At 56.3% G+C, this 13917-nt stretch carries 13 protein-coding genes; 2 read left to right on the forward strand and 11 right to left on the reverse strand.

Going from position 1 to position 13917, the window contains the following annotated elements:
- The 8 genes from FIU92_RS03540 to FIU92_RS03575 all read right to left on the reverse strand — a co-directional run bounded on the left by FIU92_RS03540 (window position 1) and on the right by FIU92_RS03575 (window position 8085).
- The gene (locus FIU92_RS03540) at window positions 1–969 is read right to left on the reverse strand and encodes a type II secretion system F family protein (RefSeq protein ID WP_152457244.1); all 969 of its coding nucleotides are present in this window, start codon (window positions 967–969) and stop codon (window positions 1–3) included.
- 11 nt (window positions 970–980) lie between these two features.
- On the reverse strand, window positions 981–2423 hold the full coding sequence (locus tag FIU92_RS03545) for a CpaF family protein (protein ID WP_152457245.1): 1443 nt from the start codon (window positions 2421–2423) through the stop codon (window positions 981–983).
- Window positions 2424–2448: 25 nt separating this feature from the next.
- Window positions 2449–3684, reverse strand: coding sequence for an AAA family ATPase (locus FIU92_RS03550; RefSeq protein ID WP_152457246.1), 1236 nt, complete (start codon window positions 3682–3684; stop codon window positions 2449–2451).
- Between the two features lie 199 nt (window positions 3685–3883).
- Window positions 3884–4513 (reverse strand): OmpA family protein, encoded by a 630-nt coding sequence (locus tag FIU92_RS03555; protein WP_152457247.1) that lies wholly within the window; start codon window positions 4511–4513, stop codon window positions 3884–3886.
- Between the two features lie 17 nt (window positions 4514–4530).
- Entirely contained in the window at window positions 4531–5937 is a 1407-nt protein-coding gene (locus FIU92_RS03560; RefSeq protein ID WP_152457248.1) for a type II and III secretion system protein family protein, read from the reverse strand.
- Between the two features lie 195 nt (window positions 5938–6132).
- Window positions 6133–7011 (reverse strand): Flp pilus assembly protein CpaB, encoded by an 879-nt coding sequence (gene cpaB, locus FIU92_RS03565; RefSeq protein ID WP_152457249.1) that lies wholly within the window; start codon window positions 7009–7011, stop codon window positions 6133–6135.
- 291 nt (window positions 7012–7302) lie between these two features.
- Window positions 7303–7542, reverse strand: a complete 240-nt coding sequence (locus tag FIU92_RS03570; RefSeq protein WP_152457250.1) for a hypothetical protein — start codon at window positions 7540–7542, stop codon at window positions 7303–7305.
- A gap of 312 nt (window positions 7543–7854) precedes the next feature.
- Window positions 7855–8085 carry a Flp family type IVb pilin gene (locus FIU92_RS03575; protein ID WP_117869713.1) on the reverse strand — a complete coding sequence of 77 codons (231 nt, stop codon included), beginning with the start codon at window positions 8083–8085 and terminating at the stop codon, window positions 7855–7857.
- Between the two features lie 353 nt (window positions 8086–8438).
- On the opposite strand from FIU92_RS03575, the gene FIU92_RS03580 reads away from it, so the two are divergent.
- A complete protein-coding gene (locus FIU92_RS03580) occupies window positions 8439–9305 on the forward strand; it encodes a lytic transglycosylase domain-containing protein (RefSeq protein WP_152457251.1) in 867 nt (288 codons plus the stop codon).
- A 37-nt stretch (window positions 9306–9342) separates the two neighbouring features.
- Here FIU92_RS03580 and FIU92_RS03585 read toward each other — a convergent pair whose 3' ends face one another.
- Together FIU92_RS03585 and FIU92_RS03590 are read right to left on the reverse strand one after the other, a co-directional pair.
- Window positions 9343–9969 carry a CoA transferase subunit B gene (locus FIU92_RS03585; RefSeq protein WP_152457252.1) on the reverse strand — a complete coding sequence of 209 codons (627 nt, stop codon included), beginning with the start codon at window positions 9967–9969 and terminating at the stop codon, window positions 9343–9345.
- A complete protein-coding gene (locus tag FIU92_RS03590; protein ID WP_152457253.1) occupies window positions 9969–10673 on the reverse strand; it encodes a CoA transferase subunit A in 705 nt (234 codons plus the stop codon). The genes FIU92_RS03585 and FIU92_RS03590 overlap by 1 nt, the downstream gene beginning before the upstream one ends.
- A gap of 163 nt (window positions 10674–10836) precedes the next feature.
- Between FIU92_RS03590 and FIU92_RS03595 the strand changes: the two genes are divergently transcribed.
- Window positions 10837–11214: a hypothetical protein gene (locus FIU92_RS03595; protein WP_152457254.1), complete on the forward strand. Its 378-nt coding sequence runs from the start codon at window positions 10837–10839 to the stop codon at window positions 11212–11214.
- Between the two features lie 72 nt (window positions 11215–11286).
- Here FIU92_RS03595 and topA read toward each other — a convergent pair whose 3' ends face one another.
- The gene (topA, locus tag FIU92_RS03600; RefSeq protein ID WP_152457255.1) at window positions 11287–13914 is read right to left on the reverse strand and encodes a type I DNA topoisomerase; all 2628 of its coding nucleotides are present in this window, start codon (window positions 13912–13914) and stop codon (window positions 11287–11289) included.
- Window positions 13915–13917: the final 3 nt, after the last annotated feature.

Below are 13917 nucleotides of genomic sequence, written 5' to 3' on the forward strand. Positions count from 1 at the left end.
TCAGACCTTGATGTTGGTGATGATTTTCATGACGATCAGGTTCAATGTCAGCAGGATGGCGACAACAAAACACGCGGGAATAAACCACGGGTGATCCAGCACCTCGTCGTAATACCCCGGATCTTTGACCAAGATGAAAATCAGACAGGCAACGGGAAACCCGGACAGGAACTTGCCGGACCATTGTGCCTCGGCCGTAATCGCCTTGACGCGACGGAACAGGCGAAAACGAGCGCGGATCACCTTTGCCAATCCGGCCAGAATTTCGGCAAGGTTGCCGCCGGATTGCTGCTGAATACCCACGGCTACGGCAAGAAAGCGCATATCCTGCATGTCCAATCGTTCAGCCATGTCCTTCAGCGCCTCGCCCACATCGCGACCATAGGCACATTCATCAGCGATAACGCCAAACTCGGTTCCCAGCGGATCCTGAACTTCGTTTGCAACCACCTGAATCGTCGACACAAATGGATTGCCAACACGCAGAGATCGAACCATCAGCTCAACCGCATCGGGCAGTTGTTCTTCGATCATACCCATGCGTTTCTTGGCCTTGTGGTTGACCCAGGCGTAAACGCCGCCGATGCCGATTGCGATGGAAACAACGATACGAAGTGCCGTGTCCGTAGCGGTGCCAATGCTCAAACCGACAAAGGCCATGGCTGATACCAGACCCATGATCATGATCAATTGACGGGGAGAGAACGCGATTGCAGCCTTTTGCGCCTTGTCAGCAAGAAGTGAGTACAGAGGAATGCTCTGCGATTTCATATGCTGCTGCATCTCTTTGCGCAGCTGCTCCAGCACCTGTTCGCGTCCGGCACCCTTTTCCAGCATATCCAGGCGTCGGTTGACCCGGCTGTTCAGGCTGATGGACTTGCCGAAGGCGACAAGATAGATGCCCTCGACCAAGGCAAGAACCCCCACAAAGATGGCGACATAAATGATCGCCTCCATAGGCAATTGCATACCTGGTTCTCCTACATTGTGGTTGGGTCGTAGATGGACGCTGGCAAGTCAAAGCCCCACAGACGGAACCGTTCCGAATAGTGGCTGCGGACGCCAGTGGCGGTGAAATGCCCGATGATCTTGTTGTCTGGTGTCAGGCCAACGCGTTGAAAACGAAAGATTTCCTGCATGGAAATCACGTCACCTTCCATCCCGGTGATCTCGGTGATCGAGGTCATCCGGCGTGAACCATCCTGTAGGCGGCTGGCCTGTACGATCAAGTTCACAGCCGAGGCGATCTGACTGCGGACCGCCTTAATCGGCATTTCGATCCCGGCCATCGCGATCATGTTTTCCAGACGTGAAATGCCGTCACGGGCCGAGTTGGCGTGAATCGTGGTCATCGATCCGTCGTGACCGGTGTTCATGGCCTGCAACATGTCGATGACCTCGGCGCCGCGTGTCTCACCCACGATGATGCGGTCAGGACGCATACGCAGGGCGTTTTTCAGACAGTCGCGCGGGCTGACTTCACCTTTGCCTTCCACGTTGGGCGGGCGGCTTTCCATCCGACCCACATGCGTCTGTTGCAGTTGAAGTTCAGCCGTGTCCTCGATGGTCAGGATCCGCTCGGCATCGTCGATGAAGCTGGACAGGGCGTTGAGCGTGGTTGTTTTACCCGAACCCGTACCCCCGGAAACGATGATATTCAGTCGGGTAGACACGGCGGCCTGCAAATACGCGGCCATTTCTTCGGTGAACGCACCGAAATTGACCAGATCATCAATGCCCAGCTTGTCTTTCTTGAATTTACGAATGGAAACAAGCGATCCGTCCACCGCGATCGGAGGCACCATGGCATTGAAACGCGATCCATCGGCCAGACGGGCGTCAACATACGGGTTGGATTCATCGACGCGGCGGCCCACGGCGGACACGATCTTGTCGATGATCCGCATCAGGTGCTTTTCATCCTTGAAGGTAATGTCGCTGAGTTCCAGCTTGCCGGCACGTTCCACAAAAATCTGTTGTGGACCATTCACCAGAATATCGTTGACCGAATCGTCCTGAAGCAGCGCCTCAAGCGGGCCAAGGCCCGTCACCTCGTCATACAGTTCCTTGTTCAGTTGGGACCGGTCTTCGCGGTTCAGAACAATGTTTCTTGTTTCCAGAACTTCGCTGGCGATAGCACTGATTTCAGTGCGCAACTCGGCTTCGCCGGCGTTTTCCAGCGCTGCCAGGTTCAGGTTTTCCAGCAGTTCACGGTGCAGTTCGATCTTGATCTCACCCAACCGCTCCTTGCGTTTGCGGTCTTTGTCTGAACTTGCGACCTCACCTGCAATCTTTTTCACGGGTTTGCGTGCCACCGCGGTCGCGACAGGTGTCGCCTGTGCAGAAGACGCCGCTGTTTCAGCCGGTTGTGCCGGCGTTTTGACGGGCTGCGCTGCGGGTTGCTTTTTGTATCTTGAAAACACGGCTTATCCCCCCTTTGGGATGATGTTACGCAGCTTCTTCGGCACTGCTGCCGAGGCTGTGAAGCGACTTCGCCAGCTTTGCGATTTCGCGGCGCAAAGGGTTCTTGGCGGCCGCATTTGCCAGAGGCAGACCATGATCCCCACTTTGCATGACCGGTTTGCCACCATCAGGCAGCAGCAGGTCGATGGAGATTCCAAGACTTTCCCCCATGCGTTTCACGCGGCTCTTCCCGTTCAGATCGGTAAATTTCGGCGCTCGGTTCAACGCAAAACGCAGCTTGTTGAATGGCAGTTCCTCAGCCTGCAATGCGCGTTTCAGGCGCAGGGCATTCTGGGCGGACCGCATGTCCAACTCGATCAGGGCGAAATACACATGGGCGGCCTGCAAAACTGTTTCCGACCACAGGACCAGCGTTTTTGGCATGTCGACAATGACATAGTCGAAATGCGCGCGCGCCATGTCGATCACGCGCTGAATGTCTTCCGGAGTGATCAAGTCCAGTGGCACCATATCGGAGGGTGCGGTCAAAACTTGAAGCTTTTCTTCATATGTTTGAAGGGCTTGCGAGAATACTTCGCTGTCCATCGCATCGGTATCCGACAGCATTTCAAACACGGTCTCTCGTCGCGGCAGATCCAGATAGGTGGAAACAGTCCCGTATTGCAGGTCCAGATCGATCAGACACACGGTCGGCGCGTCCTTGTCAGAGGCACATGCCAGTTCCCAGGCCAAGTTAACGGCCAGTGTCGTTGCACCGACACCACCTGCCAGGCCCTGAACGACAAACAAAGCGCCTTCTTTGGACGCGCCGCCGGCCAAAGGAACGGCGGCTGCTTGCGCAACGGCAACCGGATCGGGCTGCTTCATACGCTCGATGGCTTCCTGCAATTCGCCTTCGGGAAGAGGATAGGGCACGAACTCGTCAGCACCCTTGCGCAGCAGTTGGTGCAGGGATGCCGGAGTAACATCCTCGGCGATCAATACAACTTTTACTTTCTTTTCATTGGCTTGAGTGATTATCTCACCTAGCAGAGAAAGGTTGTCTTCGTCTTCTCCGTCGATCGCCAGTGCTACGAATTCCAGCGTTTCAGCTTCGGGTTGGCTGAAAAAGGCCAACGCTTCTGCAAATCCCAGATCTCCCCAGCGTTCGCCCAAGATGGCTTCCATGTCTTCGATCAGAAGGTCGAAATTCTGAACATCCCGACTGATGGTGCAGGCCAAGATTGCAGTATTGTCGTCTTGCGGCGTTGCGCTGGTCATAAACACTATCCTCGTCGTGAGGGCTCAGCATGTCATATGAACGAAATCCGCCAGATTGATGTGCTGTCGCCCCAATACGGTCAAATTTGGCCGCAGGTCACCCTATTGTTCACAATGTTGCTTTGAAGTTGGGCGAGAATTGGGCGCAAAAGAACCAATTGTAGGGAAATGGGCGACGATGCCGCCCATTTCAAACGTATTATCCACCGCTGCCAGCGTCCTGGGCGTTCACTTCCTGAATCTGGCTTACAGCGGTCGCACTTTCCACATATTCGCGGTAAATGATCTGAGCGTACTTGCCGTCCAGAAGCTGTGGGTTGCGATCAACGAATCCTGAAACTTCAGTGACCGTTCTGCGATTCCTGCGATCCCGGTTTTGCGTTGCGATCAGCGGTTGCGTTTTGCCAAATGATACCACCGCCTCAAGCCGTGAGCGCGAGATACCCTGCTGCCCCAAAAACGCGACAACTGCTTGCGCGCGGCGAAGGCCAAGACTTTTGTTGTAGCTGGCCGACCCCACAGCATCCGTATGTCCGTAAACGCGGAACCGGGCCTCGGGGAACTGCTTGATCCAGTCAGCCTGTTGCAAAAGAATGCGCTGAGCCGAAGCATCCAGTTGCGAGCTGTTGAACGCAAAGTTCACCTGGCTGGGTACATCCGCGGCAAACCGGCGGCTGAGAATCTGCGCGTAGGTCAATTCGCCGCTTTGTACCTGGACGTTGTTGAGCGTCGCGTTTCCGAAAGTGCCTGTATCGATCTCGTACCCGGCCTCGCGGGTGCATGCGGCGACAGCGACCGAAAGACCCAGTGTGATGATCCACTTATGCATTGGTCCTATCCTCCTGATCAATCTAGGACGTAGCCGTAGGAGCTGCCGAAGTTTTGCTTGGCAACTTCTGACGCTCCGCCGGCGCCCGTGCGCTGTGTGCGCGCCACCTGGCCGTTCAAGAACAAGTCAAATTCGCTGGGCGGTTTTACCCGATCGGTTGGAAGCGCAAGAGTTTCGCCCCGTGTCGGTGAAACCAGATGCGCGGTGATGATAACGACGAGTTCACTTTGCTCGCGCTGGTAGTTGGCGCTGCGGAACAACGCGCCCAGAACCGGCACATCCCCCAACCATGGGATCTGGTTGCTCAGATCCGCGAAATCGTCCTGGATCAGGCCTGCAATGGCAAAGCTTTCACCATCGCGAAGTTCAATCGTTGTTTTTGCCCGGCGGGTGATGAAGCTAGGAACCGAATCCCCGTTGATGGTAAAATCCGAGCTGTTGTCGATACTTGAAACAGCCGTGCCCATCTCAAGGTTGATCAGATCGCCATCCACGACGCGTGGGATGAAGTCCATTTCAACGCCGAAGGCTTTGTATTCGATGGCCACAACGCCGTCATCCTGCGGTACCGGGATGGGAACTTCGCCACCGGCTAGGAACGACGCCTCCTGGCCGGACAGCGCGGACAGATTCGGCTCGGCCAGGCTGCGGGCCAGCCCCTTGGTTTCCAGCGCTTCCAGCAACAGGCGAACCTGCGTCGAACCCGCGCCAAACCCAAACAGGATGGCACCGGTATTGGCCTGAACTGCCGGAATGTTGTTCGCCAAAGCGTTGTTCAGTGCGAACTGGTTGTTGAGCGTGTTAAAGCCTCCGGTAACGTCGCTTCCACCGAAGCCAAGCGACGCTGTCAGGCTTTTGGCGACCGAGCGGTTCATCTCTGCAAAGCGGACCTTCAGCATGACCTGCTGCACACCACCGACCGACATCAGGTTCGAGACACGCTCGGGGGCATACCGTTCAGCCAGTTCCAGCGCGCGCGCCAGTTTAGCCGAGCTGGAGATCGTACCGGACAAAACAATGCCATCATTGGCTGTGCGAACCTCGATGGGTTCGTTGGGCAGGATTTGACGCAGACGTTCCTTGAATTCTGTAACATCCGGTGCGACCCGGACGCGGACATTGGCCAAAAGATTGCCCGCGCCGTCAAACAGTGTCAGCGTAGTCAGGCCGGGCGCCTTGCCCAGAACATAGATCGTGCGCTCCGACAAAGAAGAGATGTCTGCAATGCCTGCGTTGGCAATGCTGAGCTCTGCGAAAGGTTGTTCGCTTTCTACGACAATTGCGCGGTTCATCGGGACGTCCAGTGTTTCCACAGTCCCTTTTTTCACCACGCGCAAAGTTTCAGCCCAGGCGGTGTCGCCAATGGGGCCCATAACAAGCGACAACCCCAGCAGGGTTGCGCTGATCCAGGTACGTATTGTCATGTGACCTGCCTCTCCGATCACGCCTCGTTTTTTTGGGTCTTATGCCCTATGGGAGGAGAGACTGCGCGAAATCCGAATTTATTGCAATAATCAATGGTTTCCGTAAGTTTCCTTATGTGGGGAATTGGCAACATCCGCAAAAAAATGAGCCGCACCAAGGGCGCGGCTCTGAACCTGTAACGTTCTGAATTGGCGTCAATTTGTGCAGGGGATAGGCACATTTACAATTTCGCCACCGCGGCGAATACGTGTCGTGCATACCCTTTCGGCTTTTGCTTCTGGTTCCGGCGCGGCTTCTTGAATTCCCAACAGCTTGCGCTGATCCACTTCAATCGTAGAGGCAACGGACTCATCCTGTACCCCAACCAGAGCCAAGGAAAGACGCCCCGTGTTCTGAGCCTGTGCCAAAGCCGCGACCTGTTCAGGTGTGGCTGCGACCGTGACTGTACGTGCAATGGTTGTGTTGGTGACGTCTGAACCAGCGGTCTGATCGACGGCAATGAGCTGCACGTTGGTTTCGATCAGGCGGGTAATTCCGCCGCTGTTCCCTTCGATGGTTCCACTGGAACCGGTCCAATAGATGTCGACACTGTCGCCGGGCCGCAGGAATCCTGAAACGCCAGAAGCTACGTCAACGCTGATCGCAAAGGCACGCATACCTTTTTCCAGACGTGACGTCAGGCCAGCCTTTTCGCCTGGACGAGTGATCTTGACCTCCATGATCGCTTCGTCTTTTTCCATTGCCCTCAAAACGAAACGTTCATTTGCGCCGCTTTCGGGGAACAGGGCTGTGAGCTCTGTGAATGTACCTTCCGGAATCGCGTTTTCCGGCCAGTCAACTGCGCGGATATCTTCCTCCGTCAACCGCTCGCCGTATTTAAGGGCGCGGTTCGACACCAATACAGTGACTGTCGGAACAACATCGACTTTGGCATTGGCCAGAGCCTCTTCCGCAGCAAGCCTTTGGCGTGCCAGTTCACTTTGGTAAGCCGCGATATAGTTTCGCGCCATGTATACGGCGCCCCCGGCCAGTGCAACGCCGACAATCAGGACAAGTCCGAAAACTGCTCGCATGCGTGTACCTCATTCTTTTGTTTGGTCGAATACTTAGCGGCCAAGGAACCACATTGAAACAGCCTATTTGCTAACCGCAAATTGTGTCGAAATGTGGGACAAAAATGCCTGATTGTCAGATTTCTGCGCCTTCTTCCGCACAATTCCGCATGGTTATTGTTACCTTTCCCATGATTGCCAGCGGACCGAGCGTAACAAAACAACGCTGCACCCAACGGGCGCAGCGCTTTGCTTCGAAACGGTTAAGCAAGACGTTTTTGGAAACCAGCCAGAGCGCGCACCAGCTGCAACTTAGCCGCCGCCGCCGGCAGTTCCCGCCGTGATAATACCAGACGGTGCAGTATTCGAGCCGGTGCTGACGACGGCGCTGTTCATGGCCCCGTTGATATTGCCGCCCATGCTGTCGACGCTTGAGCTTATTACAAGGTAGGTCGCGCCCGACAATCCTATGACCACTGCGGTCAACACCACCCAGTCAACTGTCACCGCTCCTGCTTCGTCAGATTTGAACTGATTAAGGAACCTTAACATGTGCTTATCTCCAAATACGTCGCGTCAGTGCTAACAACAGGTTGGCCTGAAACTGGTTCGCATGGATGGCGAAAGTTGGGCTAAATATTGATTTCGTAGGGAAAATTTGAGCTCCTACCAGGTTTCGCGCGTTAGTCGAATTGATTGGAGCAGAAGAAACGCGGCAATTACAGCAAAACGCCATGATCGTCGCGATTGCCTTCACAACTTGCGCGCGGGCAGGCTCCAGCGAACTTGGGATGGAGCAGTTTCAGATCATTAAAAAGGCCGCGCCCGATGAGCGCGGCCTTGGAAATTCTCTAGATCAGCAACTTAGTTGCTTTTGCCTTCGCCGGTGATACCACCTGTCGCGGTGTTGCTGCCGGTGCTCAGCGATGCGGCGTTCAGCGCCTCGTTTACGCCGGTTGCCAGGCCAGTGGCGCCAGCCGAGATCTGCTGATAAGCAACGGCGGCCAGGCCGATGACTGCTGCGGTCAGAACAACCCAGTCAACTGTTACTGCGCCGTCTTCGTCTTTGCGGAAGTTCTTGATGAACTTGATCATGTTACGTCCCTCCTAAAGGATCAAAAAGAGTTTAACAAACCTAGGCGTCTTTCAGAGCTTTCTCTCTCAGTCCGCTCATGTCCGTCTCGGTATGGGACTATGTTTGACCGTTGGGCGTGGCAGGAATTGGGCCAAACACAGATTTTTTTTCGCATGGCTTAACTTTTTGGTTATAATTTTTGTAACTTACGGAAAATAAAAGATAAAAAAATCACAACGATTGAAGCAAAGGCCCTGCAGCGATGCAAAATTGCGCCAAATGAGGCGAAACTGCCCCATTTCGCTTTGTTTTTCTGGCCTTGCGGGAAGATTCGGGGTTCAAATCGCCTAAAAAGAAAACATGAGGCAGGCAAATGAATCTCCGGAACGCACTTCAATGCGCCGGTGTGCTGGCGTTTCTGATATCGGGCACCGCATCTGTAAATGCGACCGAGACAGAGCCGCGCGGCGTATACAAGCGCGTCAAAGCCCCAAAACCCGGTGAACGTCCGCGTGTGACCGTGCAGATCACTCCGGAAGAACACGCAGCTAACCCTTCAGCGCCCAGCACGGGCACTGAACTGGTAGTCCCGGAAATCATCGCGCGTACCAAAGTCGCCCCGCTGCCAACGCCGGGTGCGGAAGTCAAACGAGATCCCAAAGGATCGTACAAGGCTTTCTGGAGCCGGATTTCACCGCACATTGATGAACGCGGGGCCGGGCGGCTTGACGCGGCGATCAACGCCCTGGCCGCAACCAACGTGAGATCACCGCGACTGCAATCGCTGCAAGATATCGCAAAGGAACGCGGGATCGATATCCTCCGTTCCACTGTGGGAACTAATGTTTCACCTGCGCTGGTGCTTGCGGTCATCTCGGTGGAATCGGCCGGACGTGCAGACGCGGTCAGTTCCGCAGGCGCACAGGGGCTTATGCAATTGATGCCCGCGACAGCGGCCAGATTCGGGGTAAAGGACAGCCTTAAGCCCTCTGAGAACATTGCGGGCGGTGTGAAATACCTCAACTGGCTGATGGAAGAGTTCGGGAATGATCCAATACTTGTATTGGCTGGATACAACGCGGGAGAGGGGGCCGTGCGCAAACACAGCGGTGTGCCACCCTATGCTGAAACTCGGGACTACGTGCCAAAAGTCCTCGCCGCGTTTCAGATCGCGCGGGCTTTGTGCGCAACGCCGCCAGACCTGATTTCTGATGGCTGTGTTTTTCAGACGTCCAACTAATAAGGCCCGCCGTGATCCGGCGGGCCTTTCCATTTGATCAGGAAACGATTGTCGCTTCCGTTGCGGCGCGCAGCTCGTCTTCGCTGACACCTTCCGCCAGTTCGACGATTTTCAGACCGCCTTCAACCACATCCAGCACACCCAGATTGGTGATGATGCGATCCACGACGCCCTTTCCGGTCAGTGGCAGGGTGCATTCCTTCAGGACCTTGCTGTCGCCATGCTTGTTGGTGTGATCCATCACGACAATCACTCGGCCCACGCCTGCAACCAGGTCCATCGCGCCGCCCATGCCCTTCACCAGCTTGCCGGGGATCATCCAGTTTGCCAGATCGCCCTTCTCATCCACTTCCATGGCACCCAGAATCGCCGCAGCGATCTTGCCACCGCGGATCATGGCGAAGGATGTGGCACTGTCGAAATAGGCCGTGCGGGACAGTTCGGTGATCGTCTGCTTGCCTGCATTGATAAGGTCCGGGTCTTCTTCGCCCTCAAAGGGGAAAGGGCCCATGCCCAGCATGCCGTTTTCCGATTGCAGAGTGATGTCCTTGTCACCCACATAGTTTGCCACCAGCGTCGGGATCCCGATGCCCAGGTTCACATACATGCCGTCTTCCAGTTCCTCTGCCGCGCGTGCGGCCATCTGATTGCGGTCCCAGGGCATTATGCTTCCTCCTTCTTGCGGGTGGTGCGCTGTTCGATGCGCTTTTCGTGTTCGCCCTGAATGATGCGATGCACATAGATACCGGGCAGGTGGATGCAGTCGGGGTCCAGCGAACCGCGCGGAACGATCTCTTCCACTTCGGCAACGCAGATCTTGCCACAAGTCGCAGCAGGAACGTTGAAATTACGGGCGGTCTTGCGGAAAACCAGATTGCCGGTGTCGTCAGCCTTCCAGGCTTTGACGATGGCCAGATCGGCAAAAATGCCTTCTTCCAGAATGTAGGTCTCGCCGTTGAAGTCCTTGTGCTCTTTCCCTTCGGCGATCACGGTGCCGACGCCGGTCTTGGTGTAGAAGCCCGGGATGCCCGCGCCACCGGCGCGCATCCGTTCGGCCAATGTTCCTTGGGGGTTGAATTCCAGTTCCAGCTCACCACTCAGATACTGGCGCATGAACTCGGCGTTTTCACCGACATACGAACTGATCATCTTTTTGACCTGCTTGGTCTGCAACAGGATGCCGATTCCGAAATCGTCCACACCGGCATTGTTCGACGCAAAGCTCAGGTCTTTGACGCCCGAGTCCCTGATGGCCTCAAGCAACAGTTCCGGAATTCCGCAGAGGCCAAACCCGCCTGCGGCAATCAGCATGCCATCCGACAGCACCCCATCGAGCGCCTCGGTGGCATTGGCATAGACTTTCTTCATGGAAAACTCCCCCAATGACATGGTGATGGGCTGGTTGTGCCGCCGTGTCACGGGGAAGTCAATGAAACCAAGGGGGAGGTGGTATTTCTACCAGTGAAATGAGCTGTTGCAATGAACCGGACGGTTCAGCATAAGCGCCGTACCTTTATAGGAGATTGAAAACATGGAACGAATTTGGGTCGGAACGGTCGCAGGTGTTGCGCTTTTGGTTATGTCAGCCTGTGAGCCTGAGCAAGCGACCGTACTTCCGCTCGACGATAACAAGATCAAAGTTATAGGAACCGGTTATTCTGAGAAGTCTTCACTTGAATCCGCAATTTCAACCGCCAACGCACGGTGCGCACAGCAGGGCAAAGAGGCCTTCGTTCTGGCCAGCGATACCGGCTATCAGGGGGTGGACAAGAATGCAGCCCTGATCATCGATGTCCTGACGGCTGCTGCCCAGAACTCAGGCAGCGCACCCGGCTACTATCCTAGCTCAAGCAGCTCGGAAGACTGGCAGACGACGCTCGAAGTCCGGTGCGGCCCACAGCCCAAGTAACACGCTGACAGCCCCCCGTAATGCCGAAACGGCGATTGCGGGGGGCTTGTTCAACCCCGAACACCTGACCGCCTAGGTTGTTGCTTTCTTGGTGGTTGCTTTCTTTTTGGACGTGGCCTTTTTCTTGGTGCCTTTTTTGGCTGCGCGCTCGTTGACAAGCTCGATGGCCATTTCCTGCGTCACGTCCTCGGGTTTGATGTCCTTGGGGATCGTTGCGTTGACCTTTTCCCATTTCACATAAGGCCCATAGCGCCCGTCCAAAACCTGCATCGCGCCGCCATCGGGATGCTCGCCCAATTCTTTCAGAGGTTTTGCCGCGGCCCGCCGCCCACGACCAGGGTTTGCCCGTTTTTCGGCCAGCAATTCAACGGCGCGGTTCATGCCGATCTCGAACACGTCATTGGGGTCTTTCAGATTGGCATAGACCGGCTTCGGCTCCTCCGGCAGCTGATGCATCAGGTAAGGCCCGAACCGCCCGAAATTCGCGCTGATCATGCCGCCTTCGGGGTGTTCGCCGATCTGACGAGGCAGGGACAGTAGCGTCAGCGCCTTTTCCAGATCCATGTCATCCTTGCTCCACCCGCGCGGAAGGGATGCGCGCGGGGGCTTTTTGTTTTCGGGCGTGGGTTCGCCCCGCTGAACGTAAGGACCGAACCGGCCGGATTTCAGCCAGATCTCATCCCCGGCATCTTCGCCCAGCAGCCTTTCGTCACCTTCCGCGCCTTCACCGGCAATCGGGCGTGTATAGGTACATTCCGGATAGTTCCCGCATCCAACGAAGCCACCCGTACGAGAGGTCTTCAGGTGCAACTGACCGGTGCCGCATTTCGGGCAGATACGTGGATCGGACCCATCCTCGCGCGGCGGGTAGAGCTGCGGAGCCAGAGCTTCGTCGAGCTTGTCCAACACTTCCGAAATCCGCAGTTCGGAGGTCTCGCCAATCGCGGCTGAAAAATCACGCCAAAACTTGCCCAGCAGGTCCTTGTAGTCGCGCTCCCCGGCGCTGACGTCATCCAGTTCTTTTTCCAGATTGGCAGTGAATTCATACCCCACGTACTGCCGGAAGAAATTTAGCAAGAAGATCGTGACGATCCGGCCTTTTTCCTCGGGGATCAGCCTATTCTTGTCCTTGCGGACATATTCCCGGTCCTGGATCGTCGTTACGATCGAGGCATAGGTTGATGGGCGCCCGATCCCCAGCTCTTCCATCCTTTTGACCAGTGTCGCTTCGGTATAGCGCGGGGGCGGTTGGGTGTGGTGTTGAAGGGCCAGAACGGATTCGTTCTCGGACAGGATCGCCTCTTTCGCGATTTTGTCGCCGCCGTCGCTGGTCGCCTTGGCAAACTGATCCTTCAGAGAGGTTTTGGCAAAACGGGCCGGATCGCCCTGCGTGATCTGTGGCAGGCGCTTTTCATCCTCGTCCGCGACGTCATCCCGGCCTTCTTCGTATACCCGCATGAACCCATCGAACATGACCACCTGGCCCGTGGCGCGAAGGCCGACCTGACCGTCGTCGCTGCCGATCTCGACGGTGGTGCGCTCCAGACGCGCGGCAGCCATCTGACAGGCGATGGTGCGTTTCCAGATCAGATCATAAAGCTTGCGCTGATCCTCGTCTGTCACTTTCAGCGCCTTGGCATCGCGCGACATATCCGTCGGGCGGATACACTCGTGCGCTTCCTGAGCGTTCTTGGCCTTGTTCTTATACATGCGCGGGCTGTCCGGTACATATTCAGCGCCGTATCGATCCGCGATTGTTTCGCGGGTCGCGGCAACGGCCTCGGGCGCCATGTCGATGCCATCGGTCCGCATATAGGTAATGTACCCGGCCTCATAAAGCCGCTGCGCCACCTGCATTGCGTGGCGCGCGCCCATGCCGAACTTGCGGCTGGCTTCCTGTTGCAAGGTCGATGTCATGAACGGCGCGCTGGGGTTGCGGGCGGCGGGTTTGGCCTCGACCGAAGTCACGCTCAGCGCGCGGCTGGTGATGGCCTGAACCGCAAGCTCGGCCTGCGTCGCATTGGCCAGATCGTGCTTGTCCAGCTTCTTGCCGGCCAGCGTGACCAGACGCGCCTCATAGGTCTGCCCGCGCGGTGTCTCGAACAGCGCCCGAACCGACCAGTATTCCACCGGCTTGAATGCCTCGATTTCCATCTCGCGTTCGACGATCAGGCGCAGACAGACGGATTGCACGCGACCCGCCGACTTCGCACCTGGCAGTTTGCGCCACAAAACCGGAGACAGGTTGAACCCAACCAGATAATCCAGCGCGCGGCGGGCCAGATAGGCCTCGACCAACGGCATATCGACCTGACGCGGGTTCTGCATCGCCTCGGTCACGGCGTCCTTGGTGATGGCGTTGAAGGTGACGCGGCTGACGGGCGTATCCTTCTTGATCGAACGGCGTTTGGTCAACGCCTCCTGCAGGTGCCAGCTGATCGCCTCGCCCTCGCGGTCGGGGTCGGTGGCAAGGATCAGCGCATTGTCTTCTTTCAACGCGTCGGCAATGGCCTTGACATGCTTGCGGCTGTCGTTGCCGACCTCCCATTTCATCGAGAAGTCATGTTCAGGATCGACCGATCCATCCTTTGGCGGCAGGTCCCGCACATGGCCGTAAGAGGCCAGAACCGTGTAGTCGGGGCCCAGGTATTTATTGATTGTTTTTGCTTTGGCCGGAGATTCTACAACAACTACGGGCATTTA

This window comes from Ruegeria sp. THAF33, assembly GCF_009363615.1.
In the GTDB taxonomy this organism is placed as follows: domain Bacteria; phylum Pseudomonadota; class Alphaproteobacteria; order Rhodobacterales; family Rhodobacteraceae; genus Ruegeria.

Coding starts and splice junctions, on each gene's coding strand:
- FIU92_RS03550 (WP_152457246.1), bottom strand. CDS start 3,684: ATGACCAGCGCAACGCCGCAAGACGACAATACTGCAATCTTGGCCTGC.
- FIU92_RS03575 (WP_117869713.1), bottom strand. CDS start 8,085: ATGATCAAGTTCATCAAGAACTTCCGCAAAGACGAAGACGGCGCAGTA.
- FIU92_RS03540 (WP_152457244.1), bottom strand. CDS start 969: ATGCAATTGCCTATGGAGGCGATCATTTATGTCGCCATCTTTGTGGGG.
- FIU92_RS03560 (WP_152457248.1), bottom strand. CDS start 5,937: ATGACAATACGTACCTGGATCAGCGCAACCCTGCTGGGGTTGTCGCTT.
- FIU92_RS03570 (WP_152457250.1), bottom strand. CDS start 7,542: ATGTTAAGGTTCCTTAATCAGTTCAAATCTGACGAAGCAGGAGCGGTG.
- FIU92_RS03595 (WP_152457254.1), top strand. CDS start 10,837: ATGGAACGAATTTGGGTCGGAACGGTCGCAGGTGTTGCGCTTTTGGTT.
- topA (WP_152457255.1), bottom strand. CDS start 13,914: ATGCCCGTAGTTGTTGTAGAATCTCCGGCCAAAGCAAAAACAATCAAT.
- FIU92_RS03590 (WP_152457253.1), bottom strand. CDS start 10,673: ATGAAGAAAGTCTATGCCAATGCCACCGAGGCGCTCGATGGGGTGCTG.
- FIU92_RS03585 (WP_152457252.1), bottom strand. CDS start 9,969: ATGCCCTGGGACCGCAATCAGATGGCCGCACGCGCGGCAGAGGAACTG.
- cpaB (WP_152457249.1), bottom strand. CDS start 7,011: ATGCGAGCAGTTTTCGGACTTGTCCTGATTGTCGGCGTTGCACTGGCC.
- FIU92_RS03580 (WP_152457251.1), top strand. CDS start 8,439: ATGAATCTCCGGAACGCACTTCAATGCGCCGGTGTGCTGGCGTTTCTG.
- FIU92_RS03555 (WP_152457247.1), bottom strand. CDS start 4,513: ATGCATAAGTGGATCATCACACTGGGTCTTTCGGTCGCTGTCGCCGCA.